This is a genomic window from Brevundimonas abyssalis TAR-001 (assembly GCF_000466985.1).
GTDB classification, from domain to species: domain Bacteria; phylum Pseudomonadota; class Alphaproteobacteria; order Caulobacterales; family Caulobacteraceae; genus Brevundimonas; species Brevundimonas abyssalis.
In genome coordinates this window covers 1-20896 of sequence record NZ_BATC01000034.1, presented here as the reverse complement: position 1 = coordinate 20896, position 20896 = coordinate 1, and the positions used below count along the sequence as shown (strand labels likewise).

At 67.6% G+C, this 20896-nt stretch carries 23 protein-coding genes; 7 read left to right on the top strand and 16 right to left on the bottom strand.

Annotated features, from left to right (window positions below):
* Positions 1–17: 17 nt before the first annotated feature.
* Positions 18–1394 carry an ActS/PrrB/RegB family redox-sensitive histidine kinase gene (locus MBEBAB_RS09515; protein ID WP_021697758.1) on the bottom strand — a complete coding sequence of 459 codons (1377 nt, stop codon included), beginning with the start codon at positions 1392–1394 and terminating at the stop codon, positions 18–20.
* A 48-nt stretch (positions 1395–1442) separates the two neighbouring features.
* On the opposite strand from MBEBAB_RS09515, the gene MBEBAB_RS09510 reads away from it, so the two are divergent.
* Complete coding sequence (locus MBEBAB_RS09510) at positions 1443–2054, top strand: SCO family protein (RefSeq protein ID WP_021697757.1); 612 nt, start codon at positions 1443–1445, stop codon at positions 2052–2054.
* 71 nt (positions 2055–2125) lie between these two features.
* Here MBEBAB_RS09510 and pheT read toward each other — a convergent pair whose 3' ends face one another.
* From pheT to pheS, 3 genes are read right to left on the bottom strand one after another with little or no spacing between them, the layout of a single operon-like run.
* A complete protein-coding gene (gene pheT / locus MBEBAB_RS09505; RefSeq protein ID WP_021697756.1) occupies positions 2126–4543 on the bottom strand; it encodes a phenylalanine--tRNA ligase subunit beta in 2418 nt (805 codons plus the stop codon).
* Positions 4540–4974, bottom strand: coding sequence for a hypothetical protein (locus tag MBEBAB_RS09500; protein WP_021697755.1), 435 nt, complete (start codon positions 4972–4974; stop codon positions 4540–4542). Before MBEBAB_RS09500 ends, pheT begins: the two co-directional genes overlap by 4 nt.
* 14 nt (positions 4975–4988) lie before the next feature.
* Positions 4989–6065: a phenylalanine--tRNA ligase subunit alpha gene (gene pheS, locus MBEBAB_RS09495; RefSeq protein WP_021697754.1), complete on the bottom strand. Its 1077-nt coding sequence runs from the start codon at positions 6063–6065 to the stop codon at positions 4989–4991.
* Positions 6066–6275: 210 nt separating this feature from the next.
* On the opposite strand from pheS, the gene MBEBAB_RS17610 reads away from it, so the two are divergent.
* The 3 genes from MBEBAB_RS17610 to MBEBAB_RS17600 are packed head-to-tail and all read left to right on the top strand — an operon-like array spanning position 6276 to position 7872.
* Positions 6276–6443, top strand: a complete 168-nt coding sequence (locus tag MBEBAB_RS17610) for a CBS domain-containing protein (protein ID WP_242397137.1) — start codon at positions 6276–6278, stop codon at positions 6441–6443.
* Entirely contained in the window at positions 6419–7048 is a 630-nt protein-coding gene (locus MBEBAB_RS17605; protein ID WP_242397136.1) for a histidine kinase dimerization/phospho-acceptor domain-containing protein, read from the top strand. Before MBEBAB_RS17610 ends, MBEBAB_RS17605 begins: the two co-directional genes overlap by 25 nt.
* Positions 7045–7872: a response regulator gene (locus MBEBAB_RS17600; RefSeq protein WP_242397135.1), complete on the top strand. Its 828-nt coding sequence runs from the start codon at positions 7045–7047 to the stop codon at positions 7870–7872. Before MBEBAB_RS17605 ends, MBEBAB_RS17600 begins: the two co-directional genes overlap by 4 nt.
* A 20-nt stretch (positions 7873–7892) precedes the next feature.
* On the opposite strand, the gene MBEBAB_RS09485 is transcribed toward MBEBAB_RS17600, so the two are convergent.
* From MBEBAB_RS09485 to MBEBAB_RS18055, 5 genes are all read right to left on the bottom strand, one after another.
* Positions 7893–8096: a dodecin family protein gene (locus tag MBEBAB_RS09485; RefSeq protein WP_021697752.1), complete on the bottom strand. Its 204-nt coding sequence runs from the start codon at positions 8094–8096 to the stop codon at positions 7893–7895.
* A 91-nt stretch (positions 8097–8187) separates the two neighbouring features.
* Positions 8188–8541, bottom strand: coding sequence for a 50S ribosomal protein L20 (rplT, locus tag MBEBAB_RS09480; RefSeq protein WP_021697751.1), 354 nt, complete (start codon positions 8539–8541; stop codon positions 8188–8190).
* A 114-nt stretch (positions 8542–8655) separates the two neighbouring features.
* A complete protein-coding gene (gene rpmI, locus MBEBAB_RS09475; RefSeq protein WP_021697750.1) occupies positions 8656–8853 on the bottom strand; it encodes a 50S ribosomal protein L35 in 198 nt (65 codons plus the stop codon).
* A gap of 174 nt (positions 8854–9027) precedes the next feature.
* Positions 9028–9378: an alpha/beta hydrolase family protein gene (locus MBEBAB_RS18060; protein ID WP_277905867.1), complete on the bottom strand. Its 351-nt coding sequence runs from the start codon at positions 9376–9378 to the stop codon at positions 9028–9030.
* A gap of 5 nt (positions 9379–9383) precedes the next feature.
* Complete coding sequence (locus MBEBAB_RS18055) at positions 9384–10982, bottom strand: alpha/beta hydrolase family protein (protein WP_148291491.1); 1599 nt, start codon at positions 10980–10982, stop codon at positions 9384–9386.
* Between the two features lie 198 nt (positions 10983–11180).
* On the opposite strand from MBEBAB_RS18055, the gene MBEBAB_RS09465 reads away from it, so the two are divergent.
* Positions 11181–12485, top strand: coding sequence for a Y-family DNA polymerase (locus MBEBAB_RS09465; protein ID WP_021697748.1), 1305 nt, complete (start codon positions 11181–11183; stop codon positions 12483–12485).
* A gap of 58 nt (positions 12486–12543) precedes the next feature.
* On the opposite strand, the gene infC is transcribed toward MBEBAB_RS09465, so the two are convergent.
* Complete coding sequence (infC, locus tag MBEBAB_RS09460) at positions 12544–13065, bottom strand: translation initiation factor IF-3 (protein WP_045319145.1); 522 nt, start codon at positions 13063–13065, stop codon at positions 12544–12546.
* A gap of 151 nt (positions 13066–13216) precedes the next feature.
* Between infC and MBEBAB_RS09455 the strand changes: the two genes are divergently transcribed.
* Together MBEBAB_RS09455 and MBEBAB_RS17590 are read left to right on the top strand one after the other, a co-directional pair.
* Entirely contained in the window at positions 13217–13705 is a 489-nt protein-coding gene (locus MBEBAB_RS09455) for an alpha/beta hydrolase (RefSeq protein WP_242397134.1), read from the top strand.
* Positions 13672–13965: an alpha/beta hydrolase gene (locus MBEBAB_RS17590; RefSeq protein ID WP_242397133.1), complete on the top strand. Its 294-nt coding sequence runs from the start codon at positions 13672–13674 to the stop codon at positions 13963–13965. The genes MBEBAB_RS09455 and MBEBAB_RS17590 overlap by 34 nt, the downstream gene beginning before the upstream one ends.
* An 86-nt stretch (positions 13966–14051) precedes the next feature.
* Here the strand turns inward: MBEBAB_RS17590 and ftsH are convergent, their stop codons facing one another.
* The 6 genes from ftsH to tolA all read right to left on the bottom strand — a co-directional run.
* A complete protein-coding gene (gene ftsH / locus MBEBAB_RS09450; protein WP_021697745.1) occupies positions 14052–15977 on the bottom strand; it encodes an ATP-dependent zinc metalloprotease FtsH in 1926 nt (641 codons plus the stop codon).
* A gap of 30 nt (positions 15978–16007) precedes the next feature.
* The gene (gene tilS / locus MBEBAB_RS09445; RefSeq protein WP_021697744.1) at positions 16008–17297 is read right to left on the bottom strand and encodes a tRNA lysidine(34) synthetase TilS; all 1290 of its coding nucleotides are present in this window, start codon (positions 17295–17297) and stop codon (positions 16008–16010) included.
* Positions 17285–18160 carry a tol-pal system YbgF family protein gene (locus tag MBEBAB_RS09440; RefSeq protein WP_021697743.1) on the bottom strand — a complete coding sequence of 292 codons (876 nt, stop codon included), beginning with the start codon at positions 18158–18160 and terminating at the stop codon, positions 17285–17287. The genes tilS and MBEBAB_RS09440 overlap by 13 nt, the downstream gene beginning before the upstream one ends.
* Positions 18161–18279: 119 nt before the next feature.
* The gene (pal, locus tag MBEBAB_RS09435) at positions 18280–18840 is read right to left on the bottom strand and encodes a peptidoglycan-associated lipoprotein Pal (RefSeq protein ID WP_021697742.1); all 561 of its coding nucleotides are present in this window, start codon (positions 18838–18840) and stop codon (positions 18280–18282) included.
* Between the two features lie 160 nt (positions 18841–19000).
* Positions 19001–20368, bottom strand: a complete 1368-nt coding sequence (gene tolB, locus MBEBAB_RS09430) for a Tol-Pal system beta propeller repeat protein TolB (protein WP_021697741.1) — start codon at positions 20366–20368, stop codon at positions 19001–19003.
* Between the two features lie 130 nt (positions 20369–20498).
* The coding region (gene tolA, locus MBEBAB_RS16505) for a cell envelope integrity protein TolA (protein ID WP_045319144.1) at positions 20499–20896 on the bottom strand (398 nt) is incomplete at its 5' end.

Sequence of the window (20896 nt, the reverse complement as noted above, 5' to 3'; positions counted from 1 at the left end):
ATGCGGTTCGGCCAAGGTCAAGATGGATCAGCTTCCAGAGCCGCGCGGGGCCAGCGCACCGTGACCCGGGCGCCGCCGGTTTCTCCGGTTCCGGCCGACACCCGCGCGCCGGTGCGCTCCAGCAGGGTGCGGGCGATGAAGAAGCCCAGCCCCATGCCGCCGCCCACGCCCGCCCCGGCCGCCTTCTTGCCCTTTCGCGACCGACCCAGCGGCCGGCTGGTCACATAGGGCTCGCCCAGACGGGCCAGAATTTCCGGCGCGAAGCCCGGGCCGTCGTCGGAGACGATCACCTCCACGTGGCGTGCATCAACGCGCGCGACAATCTCGACCCGCTCGGCCGCGAAATCGGCGGCGTTCTCGACGATGGCCGACAGGCCGTGGACGATTTCGGGCAGACGGCGCACGTGGGGCGCGTCGGTCTCATTCACCCCCTCGATGCGGCAGTCCATGTCGAGATCGATGCCCCGGTGCGGCTGGACAACCTCTTCCAGAAGAGCCTTCAGGCCCAGCTCGGCGTAGATGGCGTCCCCATCCTCGGGGCGCTGGGACAGGCGCTTGAGGATTTCTCGGCAGCGGTCGGCCTGCTGGATAAGCAGGCGAGCATCCTCGGCGACGGCCGGGTCCCCGCTTTTGCGGTTGGCGGCGCGCAGCATCTCCTTGGCCACGACCTGAATGGTGGCCAACGGGGTGCCCAGCTCATGGGCGGCGGCGGCGGCCAGTCCGCCCAGGGCCGCCAGCCGCTGCTCGCGCTCCAGCACCTGCTGGGTCGCCGCCAGCGCCAGGGCCAGACGGTCGGCGTCCTCGGCCACGCGCCAGGCGTAGCCGGCGGTGAAGATCACCCCCACCCCCACCGCCAGCCCCATGCCCACCTTGTAGAGGGGCGGCAGGCTCAGCGTCGTCCCCTCGCTCCAGGGCAATGGCATGGACCACACAAACAGGGCCATGGTGCAAAGCAGGGCCAGCCCGCCCAGCATCATGGCCTTGCGAGCGGGCAGGGCCGCCGCCGCCACCGTCACCGGCGCGACGAGCAGCAGACAGAAGGGATTCTCCAGCCCGCCAGTCAGGCCCAGCAATACCGTCAGCTGCACAATGTCGAAGCCCAGCTGGACCGTGGTTTCGCGCCCGGCGGAACGGCGCCCCTCAATGGTCTGGAGCCGCGCCATGGCGGTCATGTTCATCAGGGCGCTGGCCAGGATCACCACCAGGCAGGCGCCGATGGGCAGGCCCAGGTCCAGAACCAGAGACGCGGTCAGAACCGCCACAGTCTGGCCCGCCACGGCAAGCCAGCGCAGAACGATCAGGGTGCGCAGCTCCAGCCCGCGCACCAGACGCGGCAGGGCGGCGGCGTCCGGCGGATCAGGCTGCGGCGACAGGTCGGCTTGGGACTGGTTCACGCCCCCTCTATAGACCGGGGCGAAGCCTTCGTCTCGCCAGGAGCCCCCATGCCGCGCAAGTCCATTCTTCTGTTCGCCGGCGCCTGCATCGCCATCGCGGCCGCGCTGGCCGTGGTCACAGTCGTGGCGGTGAACGGCCGCCAGCAGTCAGAGGCGGTCTCCACAGGCACGGCGGAGGTGGGCGGGCCGTTCCAACTGGTGGATCAAACCGGTCAGGCGGTGGACGAGTCCATTCTCGAAGGCCAATGGACCGCCGTCTTCTTCGGCTTCACCCACTGTCCGGACTACTGCCCCACCACGCTCCAGTCGTTGAAGGCCACACGCGCCGCCATGGGCGAGCGGGGCGAAGATCTGGAGATCGTCTTCATCTCGGTGGACCCCGAGCGCGACACGCCAGAGTTCCTGGGCGACTACCTTCAGACCAGCAGCTTTCCCGAAGGCGTCATCGGCCTGACCGGGACGCCGGAACAGGTGGCCCAGGCGGCCCGCGCCTATCGCGTCTTCTTCGAGAAGGTGGGCGAGGGCCCGGGTTACACCATGAACCACACCCTGACCGTCTATCTGATGGGGCCTGATGGAGAGTTCCGCAGCGCCCTGACCCACGACCTAGCGCCCGACGACGCGGCCCGCGTCATCCTGAACGCCATGGAGCGGGGCTGATCTGCCGTTCGGGGCGAGGCCGTGTGCACGGTGCAATTGGTGCAATTAGTGCACTTCTGGCCTGAAGCGCATCAACTCCTCAGGGTCGCCCCGGCCTTCCCTGCGGCCGCCACCACCTTGGCCGACAGGGCGTCGATGTCCTTGTCGGTCAGGGTCGTTTCGCGGGGCTGGATGACAACCTCGATGGCCACGGACTTGCGCCCCTCACCCACGCCCTGGCCGCGATAGACGTCGAACACGCGCACGTCCTGGATAAGGGCCTTGTCGGCGCCGGCCACGGCCCGGATCAGATCGCCCGCCGCCACGGCCTCGTCCACCACGAAGGCGAAGTCGCGGGTCAGGGGCATCAGGGCCGGCAGGTCCGCTGGACCGCGCGACTTGCCGGCCGTCTTCGCGGCGCGCGGCTCGGGCATGGAGTCCAGCACGATCTCGAAGCCCAGCATGGGGCCGTCGGCGTCCAGCGCCTTGAGCACCCGGGGGTGTAGGGCGCCGAAATGGGCGATCACGGCCTTGGGGCCAAGCTGCAGGCGGGCCGAGCGGCCGGGGTGCCACCACTCCGGGTTCTGACCTTGCACCAGCTGCATGGAGGCCACCGGCGCGCCCAGTTCTTCCAGCACGGCCAGAAGGTCTCCCTTGAGCGCCAGCAGGGCGTCCTCGCCGGCGCCGGACCAGTGGCGGGGGCCGTGAGGCGCAATCAGGCCGGCGATCACCGTGCGCTGATCGTTCGGTCCGTCGCCCAGATAGATCGGGCCGATCTCGAACAGGGCCGCGTCCGGATGGCCGCGCGCGGCGTTGCGCGCCGCCGCCTCGATCAGGTTGGGCAGGACGGCGGGCCGCATGCAGTCCAGGTCCGAGGCGATGGGGTTCTCCAACACCAGCCGCTCGTCACCACCGCCGAACAGGGCGGCCTTGTCCCGGCGCGTGAAGGACCAGGTCAGGGCCTCCGCATAGCCCATGGCGGCCAGCGCCCGACGGGCGACGCGCACCCGCTTCTGGCGAGGGTCCAGCACGCCGGAGGCGGCCCGGGCTACTTCGGGCAGAGGGGTGGTGGGCAGCTGGTCATAGCCGACGATGCGGGCCACTTCCTCCACCAGATCGGCGGGGCCTTCCACGTCACGACGCCAGGAGGGCGGCGTGACGCGCACGGTGACGCCGTGGCCCTCAACGGTGAAGCCCAGTCGGCACAGCACCTCAACCACGCCCTCGCGGCCGATGGCCAGGCCCGACAGGCGGCAGACCTGCTCCGGATCGAAGTCGAAGGCGGCGGGCCCGGCGGGGGCCTCACCCGCCACGGTGATGTCCGAAGCCTCGCCGCCACACATGTCCAGGATCAGGGCGGTGGCCAGCTCCAGCCCCGGAACCACGAAGGCCGGGTCCACACCGCGCGCGAAGCGGTACTGGGCGTCAGAGCTGATGGTCAGCGTCCGACCGGTCTGGGCCGTCACGAGCGGATCAAACCAGGCGCTTTCGATGAAGACGTCGGTGGTGGCCTCGTCGCAGCCGGTGGACTCCCCGCCCATGACGCCGCCCAGGCCGATGGGGCGTTCGCCGCCCGCGTCGGCGATGACGCACATGCCGTGCGACGCCGCATAGGTCTTGCCGTCCAGTGCGATCAGATGCTCGGGCTCACCCGAGTCCTTCGCCGCCTGGCCGTGCCGGGCCACGATCACATCGCCCGACAGCTTGGCCACATCATAGACGTGCAGCGGCCGCGCCCGGTCGTAGGAGATCAGGTTGGTGACATCCACCAGAGCGTTGATCGGGCGCAGGCCGATGGCCTTGAGCCGATCCTGCAGCCACTGGGGCGACGGGCCGTTCTTGACGCCCCGGATCACGCGGCCGGCGAAGACGGGGCACAGCTCGGGCGCCTCAAGGCGGATCGAAACGGGGCATGGGAAGGCGCCCTTCACAGGCTCCGGCGTCCGGTCAATGAAGCGGCCGATGCCGGTGGCGGCCAAGTCGCGGGCGATGCCGGACACACCCAGCCAGTCAGGGCGGTTCGGGGTCACCTCGAAATCGATCACCGGCTCGGCCGCGAAGACCTCGGCGGCGGGCGTGCCCACGGCCCAGTGTTCGGGCAGGTCCAGAATGCCGTCGCTATCGTCTGCCTGCTCCAGTTCGGCGGCGGAACACAACATGCCGTTGGAGACCACGCCGCGCACCGGCTTCTCCACCAGGGTCATGTCCAGACCGGGCACGTAAGCGCCGATGGGCGCATAGATGGTCACCAGGCCCGCCCGCGCATTGGGCGCGCCGCAGACGATCTCCTTGACCCCGTCGACGGTCTCGACCTGGCAGACCTGCAGCCGGTCGGCGTTGGGGTGACGCTCCGCTGAAACGATACGGGCAACGCTGAACGGCGCCAGGGCGGCGGCGGAATCCAGGACATCCTCCACCTCCAGCCCCGCCATGGTCATGGCGTCGGCCACGGCGCCGAGGGAGGCGTCAGTCTCCAGATGCTCCTTCAGCCAGGAGAGGGTGAATTTCACGCCTTGGCTCCTTTCGCCTCGGATTCCTTCCGGGCGCTCAACAGGTCGCGCTCCATGCCTTCCAGCATTTCGGACGTCCCCGTGAAGCCCACCTGGGCGAAACGGCAGCGAACGAAGCGACAGTTCGACATGCCGACGACCCCGGCGATCTTTTCCCCAACCGGCTTGAGCAGAAGCGTGCGGGGATTCTCGGCGACACCCATGTGACAGCTGTCGAACTGGGTGCCGGTCATCACGGCCATGACGGCCGGGCCTTCGATCAGGCAGTCTGTGAAGGTCTTGCCGTCCACCACCATCTCGCCCGCGTTCCAGTGCTGAACCGCCAGCATGGGCAGCCAGACGGCCTCCCCCTCGAAGGTCTTGCGCGCGACAAGGGCGCGGCCCGCAGCTTCTTCGGCGCTCATGGTCGGGGTGTCAGTCTTGTCGGTCATGTCGTGTCCTGGAGTCAGCTCAGGCCCGAGGCGGGGTTTGGCGTTGCGAAGGGCGAGAAGCCATAGTGGGACAGCCACCGGCTGTCGGCCTCGAACATGGGGCGCAGGTCGGTGATGCCGTACTTCAGCATGGCGAGGCGATCGACGCCCATGCCGAAGGCGAAGCCCTGCCACTCGTCGGGATCGAGGCCGCAATTCCGCAGGACATTGGGATGCACCATCCCGCAGCCCAGGATCTCCATCCAGTCGTCGCCCTCGTTCAGCTTCAGCGAACCGCCTGAACGGTCGCAGCGGATGTCCATTTCCGCCGACGGCTCGGTGAACGGGAAGTGGTGTGGACGGAACCGGGCATGGACACCCTGAAGCTCGAAATAGCGCGCCACGAAGGTTTCCAGCGTCCACTTCAGGTGGCCCATGTGGATAGCCCGGTCGATCACCAGCCCCTCCACCTGATGAAACATGGGGGTGTGGGTGGCGTCGGAGTCTTTCCGGAAGGTGCGGCCCGGGGCGATGATGCGGATGGGCGGCTTTTCACTCATCATGGTTCGCACCTGAACCGGGCTGGTGTGCGTACGCAGCACCTTGCGCTCTCCCGTTTCCGGATCAGCCTTGAGGAAGAAGGTGTCGTGCAGCTCCCGCGCCGGATGCTTGGGCGGGAAGTTCAGGGCGGTGAAGTTGTGGAAATCGTCCTCGATGTCGGGACCTTCGGCCACCGCGAAGCCCATCTCGGCGAAGATGGCGATGATCTCGTCCATGGCCTGCATGGTAGGGTGCACACCGCCCTTGCGGCGCGGACGGGATGGCAACGTCAGATCAATGCGCTCGGCCAGAAGGCGTGCATCCAGCTCGGCGGCCTCCAGCTCGGCCTTCCTGGCGGTGATGGCGGCGCCCACGCGGTCGCGCAGGCCGTTGATCAGCGGCCCCTGCTCGCGCCGCTCGTCGGGGCTCATGGCGCCCAGGCCTTTGAGCAAGCCGGAGATGGAGCCGGATTTGCCCAGGGCGGCGACGCGGATGTCCTCGAGACCCGCCACGCTCTCGGCTGCGCCGATGGCGTTGATCAGGTCCAGTTCCAATTGGTTCAGGTCGGTCATGACCGCGACCCTCTAGCCTTTGAGGACGCGGCCGGAAACCCCATGACCCACGGCCCGCGGGCATTTCCGCGAGCGTCATCGCAGGCCGGCTCGAAAAATGCTCCGGGAGCGGAAGTAACTGCATGAAGATGTTGCAAAATCTTCTAAAACGGCAAAGCTGTCATTAATCGCTCGCCGCCTAAGCCCTCTCCCGGAAGTAGGAGTAGGGTGATGGCCCGGATCAGGGATTTCGTGGTGAGCGCCGCCCCGGTGGGGCCGGACGTCAGCGGCTCGGTCGTGTTCGACCGGTTTCAGAATGAGCCGAACACCCTGGCCATAGCAGTTGTGGACGCCGATCTTCGCCCCCTGGCTTGGTGGAGCGCAACGCCTTCACCCTGAAGATGGCGGCTGAATTCGGTCGCGCGCTCTACGCCCGTCGGCCCATATCAGCCCTGATGGACGCCTCACCGCTCATCCTGGAGGGCGACACCGAGGCCGAAGACCTGTTCCGCACCGTGGACGCCACCGGCCTCAGCGGGCTGTTGGCCGGTTTCATCGTGACGGATCGGGGACGCTACCTGGGCGTGGGCTCGGGGGTTCAGGTGCTTCAGGCGGCCGGAACCCTGGCGCGGCGCCGGGCCGACGAAATGGCCGCCCTCGCCCACGACCTGGCCAAGGCCGAAGCTGAAGCGCGCGCCTCCAGCCGCGCCAAATCGGAGTTCCTGGCCGTCATGAGCCACGAAATCCGCACGCCCCTGAACGGCGTGCTCGGTGTGGCCGCCCTGATGGAGCGCCAATTGGAACAGGAATCGCTGCGTCCGCACCTGCGCACCATTCTGGATTCGGGAAACAGTCTTCTTCGCCTGCTCACCGACGCCTGGACATGTCCCGCGCCGAGGCGGGCATGCTTGGCCTCGAGCCAGGGCCAGTACGGCTCACGAACCTGGCCGATGACCTTGAGGCCTTGTGGCGGGCGCGGGCCGAAGAGAAGGGCCTGGCCTTGACCGTCGCCTGTGAGGCCGACGGGGCGGAATGGGTCGAGGCGGACGAGACGCGGCTGAAGCAACTGCTGAACAACCTGATCGGCAACGCGATCAAGTTCACCCCTCATGGCCGTGTGGAGGCCCGGATCACCACGCGGCGCGACGGCGACAAGGTGGTCCTTTCAGCCCAGGTCGACGATAGCGGCCCCGGTGTGCCGCCTGATCGGCTGGAGACGGTGTTTCAACCCTTCAACACCGGCGATGCGAACCGGCCGGGCGCCGGCGCCGGCCTGGGCCTGGCCATCTGTCGTCAGATCGTCGAGCGCATGGACGGACGCATCCTCGCCGAGACTTCGCCTCTGGGCGGCGCGCGGTTCCGTTTCGACCTGAAGCTCACCAGGGCGACAGCGGAGGACCAGAACGCACGCCTGGCCATCGCCGAACCAACCTCGCATGAAACCCTGCATGTGCTGGTCGCGGACGATAACACCGCCAACCGTTTCCTTGCGGGCAAGCTACTGGAGATGTTCGGCTGCACCCATGACGCGGTCGCCAACGGCGCGGAGGCGGTCGAGGCCGCGCGGACAGTCGCCTATGACCTGATCCTGATGGACATCAAGATGCCGGTTATGGACGGCGTTTCCGCCACCCGCGCCATCCGGGCCATGGGGGATGCTCGAGCGACCCTGCCCATCCTCGCCCTGACGGCCAATGCGGATGACCGTGACGCCGTCGGCTATATGGCCGCCGGCATGAACGGCGTGGTGCAAAAGCCCATCCAGCCGGACGTGTTGCTGAACGCTATCCGCCGGGCGGTGGGAGGCCAGGTCAGACAGGCCGCCTGAAGGGGCGGCCCGAAGACGGCTCAGTCCTCAAGCACGAAAGTGATCTTCAGATTGACGCGATATTCGGTCACTTCGCCGTTCCTGACCACGACCTTCTGTTCCTGGACCCAGGCCCCTTCGACGTTCTTGAGGGTCTGGTCGGCGCGGGCGACGGCCTTCTTGATGGCGTCCTCGAAACTGACGGACGAGGATGCAGTGACTTCGGTGACGCGGGCGATGGACATTGGAAGCTCCTTTCAAGGTGCTTCGATCCAACGGACAACGCCCGCTCGGGTTGCGAGCGGGCGTCGATAGTCTCCGTGCGGCGCACTGGCGTCAGGCCAGGGCGGCGCGAACCTTTTCCGCCACGGCCTTGAAGCCGGCTTCGTCGGCGGCGATGGCGGCCAGAACCTTGCGGTCCAGCTCGATGCCCGCCTTGCCCAGTCCGTGCATGAACTGCGAGTAGGTGAAGCCTTCGGCGCGGGCCGCGGCGTTGATGCGCTGGATCCACAGGGCGCGGAACGAGCGCTTCTTGGTGCGACGGTCGCGGTAGGCGTACTGACCGGCGCGATCCACGGCGGCCTTGGCCGTGCGGATCGTATTCTTGCGGCGGCCGTAGAAGCCCTTGGCCTGCTTCAGGACCTTCTTGTGCTTGGCGTGGGACGTTACGCCCCTTTTGACGCGAGCCATTCTAATATTTCCTTCGGGAAGCCCCTACCATTCGCCGCGCGGCGGCTCACTGCATGAGGGGCTTGTGGTTTCAAACTGATGCGGTTGGAGATCGAGGGTTCGTGCCGACGCCGATCAGGCGTAGGGCATGTAGGACTTGATCTTCTTGGCGTCCGCGTCGGCCATGACCTTGGTGCCGCGGTTCTGGCGGATGTACTTCGAGTTGTGGCTGATCAGACGGTGGCGCTTGCCTGCCACGCCTGCTTTGACCTTGCCCGTCGCCGTCAGTTTGAAGCGCTTCTTGGCGCCCGACTTCGTCTTCAGTTTCGGCATTTTCACTCTCTCTATTTTGAGTGGGCTGCCATCCATGGGCTGCTGGAGCCCATAAAAACGACAGACCGTTGAGAACCGCCCAGGCATGCCTGTTCGCCCGGCGGTCCGGTACGCGAAGGCGGGGCTCATACGTCATGGCGCCCGGAATGGCAAGGGCGCGGGCGCACTCTGCCTCTAGCGTGGCGGGTTGTGCGTCTCCAGAAACCGCACCGTCTCGTTGAGCATGCGCTGACGGGTCGCTTCGCGTGACAGCCAGTGATCCTCGCCGTCCAGGCGCACCAGTTCGTAGGGCCGCCCGGCCCGTTCAAGGGCCTCCGCCATGATGCGGCTCTGGTCATAGGGGACGACCGTGTCATCCCATCCGTGCAACAGCAGGATCGGCGCATCGGCCTCGGCCGCCCGGAAGGCCGGCGAGCGGTCATCCAGGGAGCGGTCGCCAAGACGTTCAGCACCCATGAAGCGGTTCCAGTAACGCACCACCGGGCTGTCGCGACGACCGGCCTGGGCCGCTGACCACTGGACCATGGTTCTCAGATCAGAGACGCCTGCCACAGACACTGCACAGCGATAACGCCCGGGTCGAGCGTGGGACCCGCCAGGGCGGCGTACCCGCCGTAGCTGGCGCCCACGATGCACACGCGCTGCGGATCGATGATGCCCTCGGCGGCCAGGTAACGCACGCCGTCAGACAGGTCCGTCTGCATCTTGAGGCCCCACTCCCCATAGCCCGCCTCGAGGTGTTCGTCGCCAAGTCCGGCGGAGCCGCGGAAATTCGGCTGCAGCACCGCGTAGCCTCGCGACGCCAGCCCCTGCGCCCACCAGTCGAAGCCCATCGTGTCCCGCGCCGCAGGCCCGCCGTGAGGCAGCACCACCAACGGCAGGTCGCGGGGCTCAGTGACGCCCGGCGGGAGAGTCAGGTATCCGGGAATCTCCATGCCGTCACCGGCGGCGTAGCGGATGGCGCGCATCTCGCCCACCAGATCTGCGTTCAGGTCCGGGTAGGCATATCCGATCACCTGGGCGGAACCCGCCTCCAGATCGATCAGGTGATAGGTCCCGGAATCGCCGCCGCCGGTGGTGTGGATGACGACGTTGTTCAGATCCTCTGACCAGGACTCAAGTCTGATGACGAGACCCGGATAGGCATTGCGGACAGCGCGCCAGATGGCGCCCATCCGCTGATCCAGAAAAACATAGTCCGCGCCTTGGTCGGTGTTCACCCCGGCGCCGGCCACCAACCGCGTGATCGGATGACGGATGATGAAGTCCGGCTCGAAATCAAAGGACAAAGGCGACCATACGCCGTCCTCGATGCCGATCTCATAGTAGCCCGCCTCACCATCCTCGGGCTGGCCATAGACCAGTACGGCGTCCTCGCTGCGTCCCAGCCCCAGCAGGGACGGCGTGTCGATGGGAGCGTCGGTCTGCCAGACCGTTCGCCAGAAGCCATTTCGCTTGGTGTGAAGGCTCCAGGTGGACGTACGCACCTGATAGCGGGTGCGCGCCACGGCTTCGCCCGCAGCGTTGAGGACGTAGCCGCCCATATCCGGCTCGCCCGTTTCGACGCGCTGACCTCGGCCGTTGGAGGGATCAATCCGGTAAAGGTAGGAACGGGCCGGAGGCTGAAGCGGCAGCACGCGCGTGTAGACCACGGCGTCCTCGCCGGAACCGCGAATGGCCACGGCGTCCGTCAGCTTGGGGAAGAAGCCGTCAAGGCCGTCCAGCAGATTGCGCACCCTCCGGGTGGAAATATCATAGATCTGTCCGTCCGACAGTTCCTGCCGTCGTATGCCGAGCGCGGCGCCGGACTGGGTCGCCGTGGTGGTGATCAGCACCCGCTCGTTTCCGATCCAGTCCAGATCGCGCACCTTTGTGTCGCCTGCCCGGACGCCGCCGATCAGACTCATGTCGGCGAGGTCGTGGATGATCAGACTGCGATCTTCCCCCACGACGGCTATGTGCGCCAACCGGGTTCCGTCGGGTGAAAGACGAACCGACTCCAGCGCCGGCATGCGGCCATAGATCTCAAGCGCCGGACCCGACGAAGGCGTCGCTTCCTGAGCGACCACATCCTGCGCCGCCAAGCAGGCGCAAACAGCCATGACGGCCGCGACCAGAACAGATTTCATGAATGCCCCCAAACAATCGATACAGACTAACCCGGACCGCCAAGGAGGCAAGCGGCATCAGATCAGGAAGCCGGATACGGGCGACGTCTCACTGGAAACTTCCAATCCTCTGGACAGCCGGCTTCGACAGAATCGATCCCCTGAGCGGGAGTGCGCGCGCCCTCGCGCCCGACTTTATGTTCATGCTATGTTCCGAGAATGGATGAAGGCCGCGAAGCATGGGAGGATGGCGCGGGATTGCGCTGGCTGTTCATCGACCTGAACAGCTACTTCGCCAGCGTCGAACAGCAGCTTCGACCCGAACTGCGCGGGCGGCCGATAATCGTGCGGCCGGCCCCCAGCGAGCACACCTGCGCCATCGCCGCCAGCTATGAGGCCAAGGCCTTCGGGATTCGGACCGGGACACGGGTGTCTGAAGCCCGACTCATGTGCCCGGGCCTGCACGTGGTCGAGGCCCGGCCGGACGTCTATGTCACCGTGCACAAGGCGATCATGGCCGAGGTCGATCGCCATCTGCCCATCTGGAAAGTGTGCTCCATCGACGAGGCGGCCTGCGAACTGGCCGGGCCGCAGCGTCTGGAGGCGAACGCCACAGCGCTGGCCAGGCGGATTCAGGCGGGTGTTCTGGAACAGGTGGGCGAATGTCTGCGCTCGTCCGTGGGCCTGGCGCCCAGCCGATTCCTGGCCAAGACGGCGTGCGGCATGAAGAAACCAGCCGGCCTGACGGTGCTGCGGGCGGACCGGCTGCCGGGCCCGCTTCTGGACCTGCCGCTGGACCGGTACCCGGGCATCGGGCGGCGCATGCTGGCGCGGCTGGAGGCGGCGGGGATCACCGACACGGCGGGGCTGTGGGCCCTGACCCCGGCCCAGGCGCGGCGCATCTGGAACAGCATAGAGGGCGAGCGACTGTGGCGCGGCCTGCACGGCCTGGACAGCATGGAGCCGCCCGACCGGCCCCGCGCCTCCATCAGCCACAGCCACGTCCTGGCCCAGGCCATGCGGACGTCGGACGGCGCCCGGGCGGTGGCGCGGCGGCTGACCGTCAAAAGCGGTGCGCGGCTGCGGCGGATGAAGCTGACCGGCGCCGCCCTCACCCTGATTGTGGACATGCCGGACGGCCCGGCCGCCACGGCGCGCCGGCGCGGCGCGGCCTCGGTCAGTTGCGCCTTCGCACCCACCTGCGACAGCTTCATTCTTCTGAAGATGCTGGACGGTCTGTGGCGCGAGGTGGAGGCGGACACGCGACGGCGCGCGCCGAACTACGTCGGGGTGGCGGTGCATGACCTCAAGCCGCTGGACGCCTTCACGCCTGACCTGTTCGGCTGGTCGCCGGATGGGGGCGGCCAGGCCCGGTCGCTGCGCCTGTCCAAGGCCCTGGACCAGCTCAACACCCGCTTCGGCAAGGACACGGTCAGCATCGGCCCGCGCGCGAACCTGCCCGACTATGTGGGCGCCAAGATCGCCTTCAACCGCATCCCCGAGGACGAGGAGTTCTGCGAATAGGCGCAAACAAAAACGCCCCGGCGTGAACCGGGGCGTCTGGATGTCTTGTGGGGCCGGATCAGCGGGGCGCCAGGATCATGATCATCTGGCGGCCCTCCATACGGGGGGCGTACTCCACCTTGGCGATCTCGTCGAAGTCCTCCTGCACCTTTTGCAGCAGCTTCATGCCGAGCTCGGGGTGGGCCATCTCGCGGCCGCGGAAGCGCAGGGTCACCTTGACCTTGTCGCCTTCACCGAAGAAGCGATGCATGGCCTTGGTCTTCACCTCATAGTCGTGGGTGTCGATGTTGGGCCGAAGCTTGATTTCCTTGAGCTCGACGACCTTCTGGCGCTTGCGCGCCTCGGCTTTCTTCTTCTGTTCCTGGAAACGGAATTTGCCGTAGTCCATGATCTTGCAGACGGGGGGATCAGCGTTCGGCACGATCTCCACCAGATCCAGGCCCGCCTCCTCGGCGGCCTCCATGGCGGAAGACGTCGGCATGACGCCCTGTTTCTCACCGCTCTGGTCGATCAGCAGCACCCGCGGGGCGCGGATGTCCTGGTTCATACGGGGCCCGTCTTTCACGGGCGGCGCTTGCATGGGACGGCGAATGGGCGTCGTTTCCTTATGTGGTCAATAGATGCACGGGTGAGCGCACGACCGCGTGGTCGCGTTCCCTCCGCGCCGGATATATGACCTCGAACCCCCGCAGAATCAAGCGGGACAAGCCTTTCAAGCCTGCGGAGAACCCATGAGCCACGACAATCTGCACCGCCCGGACGGCGAGCGGATCGCTTTCCGGCACGTCGACGGGACAGGGCCGACAGTGCTGTGGGTGGGCGGTTTTCGTTCCGACATGGAGGGCACAAAGGCCGTGGCGCTGGACCAGGCGGCGCGCGAGCGGGGCTGGGCCTGTGTGCGCTATGACCATTTCGCCCACGGCGCCTCGTCCGGCGACTGGAAGGCGGCGACGGTCGGCCGCTGGCGCGAGGACGCCATAGCCATGATCGATTCCATCGAGGGGCCGGTATTGCCGGTGGGCTCGTCCATGGGCGGCTGGGTGGCGCTGCTGGCGGCCCTGGCGCGGCCTGAAAAGCTGGCGGGGCTGGTGCTGACCGCCCCGGCGCCGGATTTCACCGAGCGGCTGATGTGGCCGTCCCTGCCGACCATATTCGTCAGGCGATCCTGCGCGACGGCGAGGCCGAGATGCCCGACGAGGGCCTCGGTCCCTATGTGCTGACCCGCGCCATGTTCGAGGAGGCGCGGAACTGGCTGCTGCTGGACGGGCCCATCCGGTTGAATGCGCCGGTGCACATCCTCCAGGGCAAGCAGGACGAGCCGGTGCCGTGGCGTCACGCCCTGACCCTGGCCGAGCGGATCGAAGGGCCGGACGTCCGGCTGGACCTGATCCACGACGGCGATCACCGGCTGTCGACGCCCGCGGATCTCGAGCGGCTGATCGCGGCGGTGGCGCAACTGCGGGGCGACGGTTCCGAATAGACCGCTCTGCACCGCTCCCCAGCCCTACCGCTGGCGAGGTCTGTCCTTCCCAGTCGGCCATCGCCGATGGGAAGGACGTTTACACCTCAGTGCACCGTGGCCTGCTCGACCTCGACGCCGTCCGAGACGGGGGTCACCGGGACGGCGACGGAGGGGCCGGCGTTGGGGAAGTTGTTCTCGTCGCGGTTGGGAGCCAGGCCCTTCTCCAGCAGGTCCTTGATCTCGTCGCCCGAGAGGGTCTCGTACTCCAGCAGGGCCTGGGACAGCTTTTCGTGGTCCTCGGCCTTTTCTGTCAGGATGCGACGGGCGTCGTCCCAGCCCTCGGTGACCAGGCGCTTGACCTCCTCGTCGATGAGACGGGCGGTCTCCTCGGACACGTTCTGACTGCGGGCGACGGAGTGGCCCAGGAACACCTCTTCCTGGTTCTCGCCGTAAGCCACGGTGCCCAGCTTCTCGGAGAAGCCCCAGCGGGTGACCATGGCGCGGGCCAGCTTCGAGGCCTGTTCGATGTCGGACGAGGCGCCCGAAGTGATGTTGTCCTTACCGAAGATCAGCTCCTCAGCCACGCGGCCGCCGGCCATGATGGCGATGCGGTCCACCATCTGGCGGTACTTCATCGAGTAGCGGTCGCCCTCGGGCAGCTGCATGACCATGCCGAGCGCGCGGCCGCGGGGCACGATGGTGGCCTTGTGCACCGGGTCGGCCATCTTGACGTTCATGGCGACGATGGCGTGGCCGGCCTCGTGATAGGCGGTCAGCTTCTTCTCTTCCTCGTTCATGGCCATGGACTTGCGCTCGGCGCCCATCATGACCTTGTCCTTGGCGTCCTCGAAGTCGCGGTGGGTGACCATGCGACGGTCCTTGCGGGCCGCCGTCAGGGCCGCCTCATTGACCAGATTGGCCAGGTCGGCGCCCGAGAAGCCGGGCGTGCCGCGCGCGATGGTCTTTACATTGACGTCGGCGCCCAGGGGCACGTCCTTCATGTGCACACGCAGGATCTTCTCGCGGCCGTTCACGTCGGGATTCGGCACCACCACCTGGCGGTCGAAGCGGCCGGGACGCAGCAGGGCGGGGTCCAGCACGTCGGGCCGGTTGGTGGCCGCGATCAGGATGATGCCCTCATTGGATTCGAAGCCGTCCATCTCCACGAGCAGCTGGTTCAGGGTCTGCTCGCGCTCGTCATTGCCGCCGCCAAGTCCGGCGCCGCGATGACGGCCGACGGCGTCGATCTCGTCGATGAAGATGATGCAGGGAGCGTTCTTCTTGGCCTGTTCGAACATGTCGCGCACGCGACTGGCGCCGACGCCCACGAACATCTCGACGAAGTCCGAACCGGAGATGGAGAAGAACGGCACGCCCGCCTCCCCGGCCACGGCGCGGGCCAGCAGGGTCTTGCCGGTGCCCGGAGGGCCCACCAGCAGAGCGCCCTTTGGGATTTTGCCGCCCAGTTTCTGAAATTTGCCCGGATCCTTGAGGAAGTCGACGACCTCCTGCAGCTCTTCCTTGGCCTCATCCACGCCCGCCACATCGTCAAAGGTCTTGCGGCCCTTGTGCTCGGTCAGCAGCTTGGCCTTGGACTTTCCGAAGCCCATGGCGCCGCGCGCCCCGCCCTGCATGCGGTTCATCATCCAGAACCAGAAGCCGATCAGCAGCAGCACGGGCAGGACCAGACCCAGCATGCTCATCCACCACGGCGAGCGGGTGGTCTCGAAATCGATGGGGACCTCGGCCGCCTCGAGCCGCTCGACCACGCTTTCGCTGGGATAGGGGATAGTGGCCGTAAAGGCGGTTTCGTCCTCATAGACCCCGCGAATGGTGTCGCCCTTCAGGGTCGCCGAGGCGATGTCGCCTGCCTGGATGCGGGCGAGAAGCTCCGAATAGGTGATTTCGGCTGGACGCGAGCCCGCGCCTGCCTTGCCGGCGGTTCCGGGGCCGGACGGGCCGACCATGGCGTAGGCGGCCAGAACAGCCATCATGATGACGCCGACGATGGCCAGGGTGCGAAGGTTCATAAGGGTCCTCAAAACTCGGTGCGGCGACGTTCAGCCGCCGCTACGGTTCAGAAATAGGTCAGCGGGCGGCGTTTCGCCACTTGAATGCGTCAACTGGTCCTCATGCCCGATCCCGCCGGCGGCGGCGATGAGGCGGCCTGCGACCAGACAGCGCGTCTCGGCCACGCGCCATGCAAGAAGCGGGCGGGGGTCAGCGTCCCGGAACAGTACGGGCAGAGCGGGTCGGGCGGATGCGGGCAGGCGCTTCACGATCGCCTGATCGACGGGGGCCAGAGACGCCATGCGGCCCTTGAGCGCGCCGACGCTCCAGCCGGGCTCCGGGGCGGTGATTTCGAAGCGTCCGTCCCAGACGGCGGGGGCGTTCGGCGGCAAGGCAGCGGCAGGCAGGCCGGTGCGGCCGGGTTCACGGGTGATCAACAGCGTCTGGCCGGATGCCTGGATGCGGGCGCCGCTGAGCGTGGCGGTTACTTCGCTGTCGGAGGCCAGGCGGGCGTGCAGGGCCGTCAGGCGGGGACTGCGCGGGGGCGCGGCCTGTCCCGAAACGCTGAGCAGGGCGGCGGCGAGGGTCCGGGCGGGGACGGCGCGTGGGAGGGTGACGAGTCCGGACCAGATCATCGGCGACGACTTCATGGCCTCAACGATCGTGCTCGCGGTCGCCGTTGGTCCCCGGGACGAGCTCGAGAATGACGGAGTTTCACTTTGCAGCGCCATGCGCGCCTGGCTGCGCAGGAAGCGGGGGTCGGCGTTGGCGGGATCTTCGAGCCAGAGGGCGTTGCGGGCACGCAGCAAGGCCCGCAGATCGGCGCGTGACGCAGTCAGCAAAGGACGCAGCAGCATGAGGCCCCTGCCCTGCGGCCATGCGGGGGACGGGGACCAGTCGCGCAAGGCCCCAAGCGTGGCCCCCTGATCCCGCATCCAGTCGGACTCGGCTATGTCGTCGGCGGTGTGGGCCATCAGGATGACGCGGGCGCCGGCCTGACGCGCCGTATCGGCCAGAAGGGCGTGGCGGGCCGCGCGGGCGGCGGCCGGCAGGCCTGTGGCGGGCTTGGGGCCGTCCCACGACAGGGTGCGCCAGTCGGCGCCGAGGTCTCGGGCTGCCTCTCCGGCGAAGGCGGTCCAGACGGCGCTGTCGCGATGCAGGCGGTGATCGACGGTCAGGGTCAGAAGGCGGCGGCCTCGCCGCGCGCACCAGTCGGCGGCCAGATGCAGCAAGGCCATGGAGTCCCCGCCGCCGGACAGGGCCAGGGCGACGGGACGATCCGCGTCCAGAGACAACCGCGCGTCGAGCGCGGCGGTGACGCAGTCGATCAGGCCGGGCACTCCGCCCGTTCCCGAATCTGGCGGGCGCGGTTGATCAGGGTGGTCGGCGCGCCCTCGCCGTAGCGCTGGAAGAACTCGCGCACAGCGGCGCAGGCCTGGGTGTTGCGATCCGTGGCGTCCAGACCCGAGGCCAGCTTGATGGTGGCGTCAGGCGCCCAGGAGGTGCGCGGCCAGCCTGACAGGGACGAGGCGTAGGCCTGCACGGCGCCGGTCTGGTCGCCCGCCTGGGCGCGCAGATCGCCCAGGCGATAGTTGGCCTCCCGCGCCTGGGGCTCGTCCGGCCAGGTGATGACGAAGACTTCCAGGGCGCGCAGGGCCCGCACATCCTGGGCGTTGGCCAGACGGATGGCGCGGTCGAAGTCCTGACGCGCATCGCCTGTGGGCGAATCCGCCACGATGGGGGCGTTGGCCTCGGCCACCGCCTCGAGTTGGCCTTCCAGCGCGGTGATGCGGTTGTTGGAGTCGGTCAGCAGGCGGCGCATGGCCGCGTTGTCCCGCTGGGCCTCATCATTGGCGAAGGTCAGGCGTTCGATGTCGCCGTTCATGCGCTGGACCGTAGCCTCCAGATCCGCGAGGCGGCGCTGCATGTTGTCCATCACGCCCTGGAGCACCACGACCTCGGGGTCGGTCTCGATCAGGACAGGATCACCGGCGGCGTTGCGCTGGGTCACGGCGCGTTCCAGCCGGCGGACGTTGCGGTCAAGCTGGTTGAGGCGCCGCGGGGTCCATTCGACAGGCTGGTCGGGAACCTGCTGCGCCTGGACGGGCGTGGCGGGCGCGGCGACGAGCACAACGGCCATCAGGGGGGCCAGGGCAGTTCCGGCGATCAGGGCGGAAACGGTGAACGGACGAAGTTGGGTCATGCCTGCATAGGTTCCATCGGTTTGCGGCGGACGCAAGGCCGCGCGCCGGGCGGGCGAAAGGCGTAACGAAAAGGGGGACCGACGCGAACGCCGGTCCCCCCATTCTCCATCTGGAGCGCTTACTGGGGCGCGCCGGAGACGATGGCGGTGTGGGCGTTTCGGTTCTGGGCCCAGGCTTCCTCGTTGGAGCCCTGCGCGATCGGACGCTCCTTGCCGTAAGAGATGGTGTCGATGCGGTTGGCGGCGACGCCGCGATTGACCAGGTGGCTGCGCACGGCCTCGGCGCGCCGAGCGCCCAGAGCCAGGTTGTATTCACGGGTGCCGCGCTCATCGGCGTTGCCCTCGATGCGCACGCGCACGTTCGGGTAACGATTGAGCCACTGAGCCTGAGCGTCCAGGCGCGGCTGGGCGTCGGCGCGAACCGAGTAGCTGTCCAGATCGAAATAGACGCGGTCGCCGATGTTCTGGCGGAAATCGCCGACCGAGCCGGGCGCGGCGGTTCCAGGAAGCGTTCCCGGGTTCACGGGACCGGTGGGGGCGCCGGGCTGGCTAGGCTGCGACGGCTGCGAAGGGCCAGGCTGCGGCATGGGTTCGGGCTGCTGGCGCGGGGCGCAGGCGGCCATGGCGGCGACCATGACGCCGACGGCGGACAGACGGATGATCGAACGGGTGGAATACATCAGGGTCGTCTCCTTTTTGGGCCGCAGCGACGGCCGATTGAACCTTTGCCGTAAGGCCCTAGCCTTGGCTGCAATATGGCGCCAGCGGCGATAACGCACAGTTGAGCGAATGGGTCCGAGGATCACATAACCGTGTCACTTCACGACATGGCCTTCCGGATCAGCCCGGACAGCTGTCCGAAGCTTGCCCGACGCCCAGATTGGCGGGCGGAGGATCCAGAAGCGGCGACCAGGCGGGGTCGCCCGCCATACCGGAATAGGACGCCTGGCCTACCACGCGGCCGGTGACGTCCACGGTCCACAGGCGCGAACCGCCCCCCGGGGCCTGACGCGCGAACATGATGTAACGACCATTGGGCGCCCAGGAGGGCCCTTCCTCGAAATAGCTGGACGAGAGGAGGCGCTCGCCGCCGCCCGAGGCGTCCATGACGCCGATGTGGAAACGGCCACCCTGCTGTTTGGTGAAGGCGATCAGGTCTCCGCGCGGGCTCCAGGACGGGGCGGTGTAAGCGCCGCCACCACGCGAGATAGGCCGCTGGCCCGACCCGTCGGTGCGCATGGTGTAGAGCCGCGCCGAGCCGGAGCGGTCCGAGACGAAGACCAGCTGGTTTCCATCCGGGCTGAACGACGGGGAGGTGTCGATGCCGGGATCATTGGTCAGGCGGCGCGTCTGGCGAGTTCGCAGGTTCATGATGTGGATGTCGGAGTTGCCGCCGACGCTGATGGAGAAGGCGATCTGGGTCCCGTCAGGCGAGAAGCGCGGGGCGAACACCTGGCCTGGGAACTCACCGATGCTTTCCCGGCGGCCTGTCTGCAGGTTCATGATGTAGATGCGGGAATAATCCTCACCCAGCGCCATGTATGCGATTTCGTTGGGATTATTTGAAAAGCGCGGGGTCAGGATGATCTCTTCGCCGCTGGTCAGGAAGAAGGGGTTGAAGCCGTCCTGATCCATCACCGCCAGGCGGCTGAAGCGGTTCAGGCCCGTGCCGCTTTCGGAGACGAACACTACGCGGGTGTCGAAATAGCCCTGCTCGCCGGTCAGGCGCTGATAGACCACATCGGACACCTTGTGGGCCAGGCGGCGCCAATTGTCCGGCGTGGCGGTGAAGGCGAAGCCCACCAGCTGGCATTCGCGGTAAGGATCATAGAGGCGGAAACCCACCTGCACCCGACCGTCCGGCTGGGGCGTGGCCGAGCCGTACAGAACCGCCTGGGCGCCGATGCGGGTCCATTGCGGAAAGTCCGGCTGGTTGGACAGATTGAGATCCTGCTGGATGAAGGCGTTCGGATCGATGGGATCGAAGAAGCCAGAGCGCTGCAGGTTGCTCGAGATGACGCCGGAGATGTCCGCGCCGTTGGGGCCGCTGAACGGGGCCACGGCGATCTGGAGCGGGCGCAGGACGCCTTCGGTGATCTCCACCTCGGGAGAGCCGGACTGGGCCATCACCGGCGTGACGGCGGCGGGCGCCAAGGCGATGGCGGCGACGCCGGCGATCAGCGCGTTGAGGCGTTTGTTCGGTCGCATGAGGTGGAATCTCCCCGGGCAGGCGGTTGGTTGACGCTTCGGCATGGCGCCGGAGCATTGCGGCGACTTTCGGGCTTGGCCTTGCGCGCGCAAGTCACAAACGCGCGGGGCGTGGGGCGGCTCCCCTTCCCTACCGATTGGCGCAGGCCTGATCGGCGCGGAAGCGGAAATTGATCTCCTGGGTCTCGAAGCCGTCGGGCACATCGAAGGGTTCGGCGGCGCGGACCGCGCGCAGCATGGCCTCGGACGCCGTGCGCCAGGTGGCGCCGGAGCGTTGGTCGGTCACGGTCGGCCCGGAACTGATGCGCCCCCCCGAGGTAATGGTGACGCGCACGGGAATGGACAGATCGCGCATGCCCTCCAGGTCGCAGTTCAGGATCCAGTGCCGGGTCACCTGACCGCCCAGATTGGCGATCTGGGAGCCGGTGGCGCGGGGCGCCTGACCGGCGCCGGACTGGCCGGTGGGGCGCTGTTGCTGGGTGCGGGGGCGAGGCTCGGCCAGGGCGTCCAGATCGAGGCCCGGATCCG

What these genes read in the sequence shown, in the direction of transcription:
- MBEBAB_RS09455 (WP_242397134.1), top strand. Translation starts at nt 13,217, where the DNA reads ATGAGCCACGACAATCTGCACCGCCCGGACGGCGAGCGGATCGCTTTC.
- MBEBAB_RS17610 (WP_242397137.1), top strand. Translation starts at nt 6,276, where the DNA reads ATGGCCCGGATCAGGGATTTCGTGGTGAGCGCCGCCCCGGTGGGGCCG.
- MBEBAB_RS09440 (WP_021697743.1), bottom strand. Translation starts at nt 18,160, where the DNA reads ATGACCCAACTTCGTCCGTTCACCGTTTCCGCCCTGATCGCCGGAACT.
- MBEBAB_RS18060 (WP_277905867.1), bottom strand. Translation starts at nt 9,378, where the DNA reads ATGGTCCAGTGGTCAGCGGCCCAGGCCGGTCGTCGCGACAGCCCGGTG.
- MBEBAB_RS18055 (WP_148291491.1), bottom strand. Translation starts at nt 10,982, where the DNA reads ATGAAATCTGTTCTGGTCGCGGCCGTCATGGCTGTTTGCGCCTGCTTG.
- infC (WP_045319145.1), bottom strand. Translation starts at nt 13,065, where the DNA reads ATGCAAGCGCCGCCCGTGAAAGACGGGCCCCGTATGAACCAGGACATC.
- tolB (WP_021697741.1), bottom strand. Translation starts at nt 20,368, where the DNA reads ATGCGACCGAACAAACGCCTCAACGCGCTGATCGCCGGCGTCGCCGCC.
- MBEBAB_RS09510 (WP_021697757.1), top strand. Translation starts at nt 1,443, where the DNA reads ATGCCGCGCAAGTCCATTCTTCTGTTCGCCGGCGCCTGCATCGCCATC.
- pheS (WP_021697754.1), bottom strand. Translation starts at nt 6,065, where the DNA reads ATGACCGACCTGAACCAATTGGAACTGGACCTGATCAACGCCATCGGC.
- rplT (WP_021697751.1), bottom strand. Translation starts at nt 8,541, where the DNA reads ATGGCTCGCGTCAAAAGGGGCGTAACGTCCCACGCCAAGCACAAGAAG.
- MBEBAB_RS09500 (WP_021697755.1), bottom strand. Translation starts at nt 4,974, where the DNA reads ATGACCGACAAGACTGACACCCCGACCATGAGCGCCGAAGAAGCTGCG.
- pal (WP_021697742.1), bottom strand. Translation starts at nt 18,840, where the DNA reads ATGTATTCCACCCGTTCGATCATCCGTCTGTCCGCCGTCGGCGTCATG.
- MBEBAB_RS17590 (WP_242397133.1), top strand. Translation starts at nt 13,672, where the DNA reads ATGCCCGACGAGGGCCTCGGTCCCTATGTGCTGACCCGCGCCATGTTC.
- MBEBAB_RS09485 (WP_021697752.1), bottom strand. Translation starts at nt 8,096, where the DNA reads ATGTCCATCGCCCGCGTCACCGAAGTCACTGCATCCTCGTCCGTCAGT.
- MBEBAB_RS09465 (WP_021697748.1), top strand. Translation starts at nt 11,181, where the DNA reads ATGGATGAAGGCCGCGAAGCATGGGAGGATGGCGCGGGATTGCGCTGG.
- rpmI (WP_021697750.1), bottom strand. Translation starts at nt 8,853, where the DNA reads ATGCCGAAACTGAAGACGAAGTCGGGCGCCAAGAAGCGCTTCAAACTG.
- ftsH (WP_021697745.1), bottom strand. Translation starts at nt 15,977, where the DNA reads ATGAACCTTCGCACCCTGGCCATCGTCGGCGTCATCATGATGGCTGTT.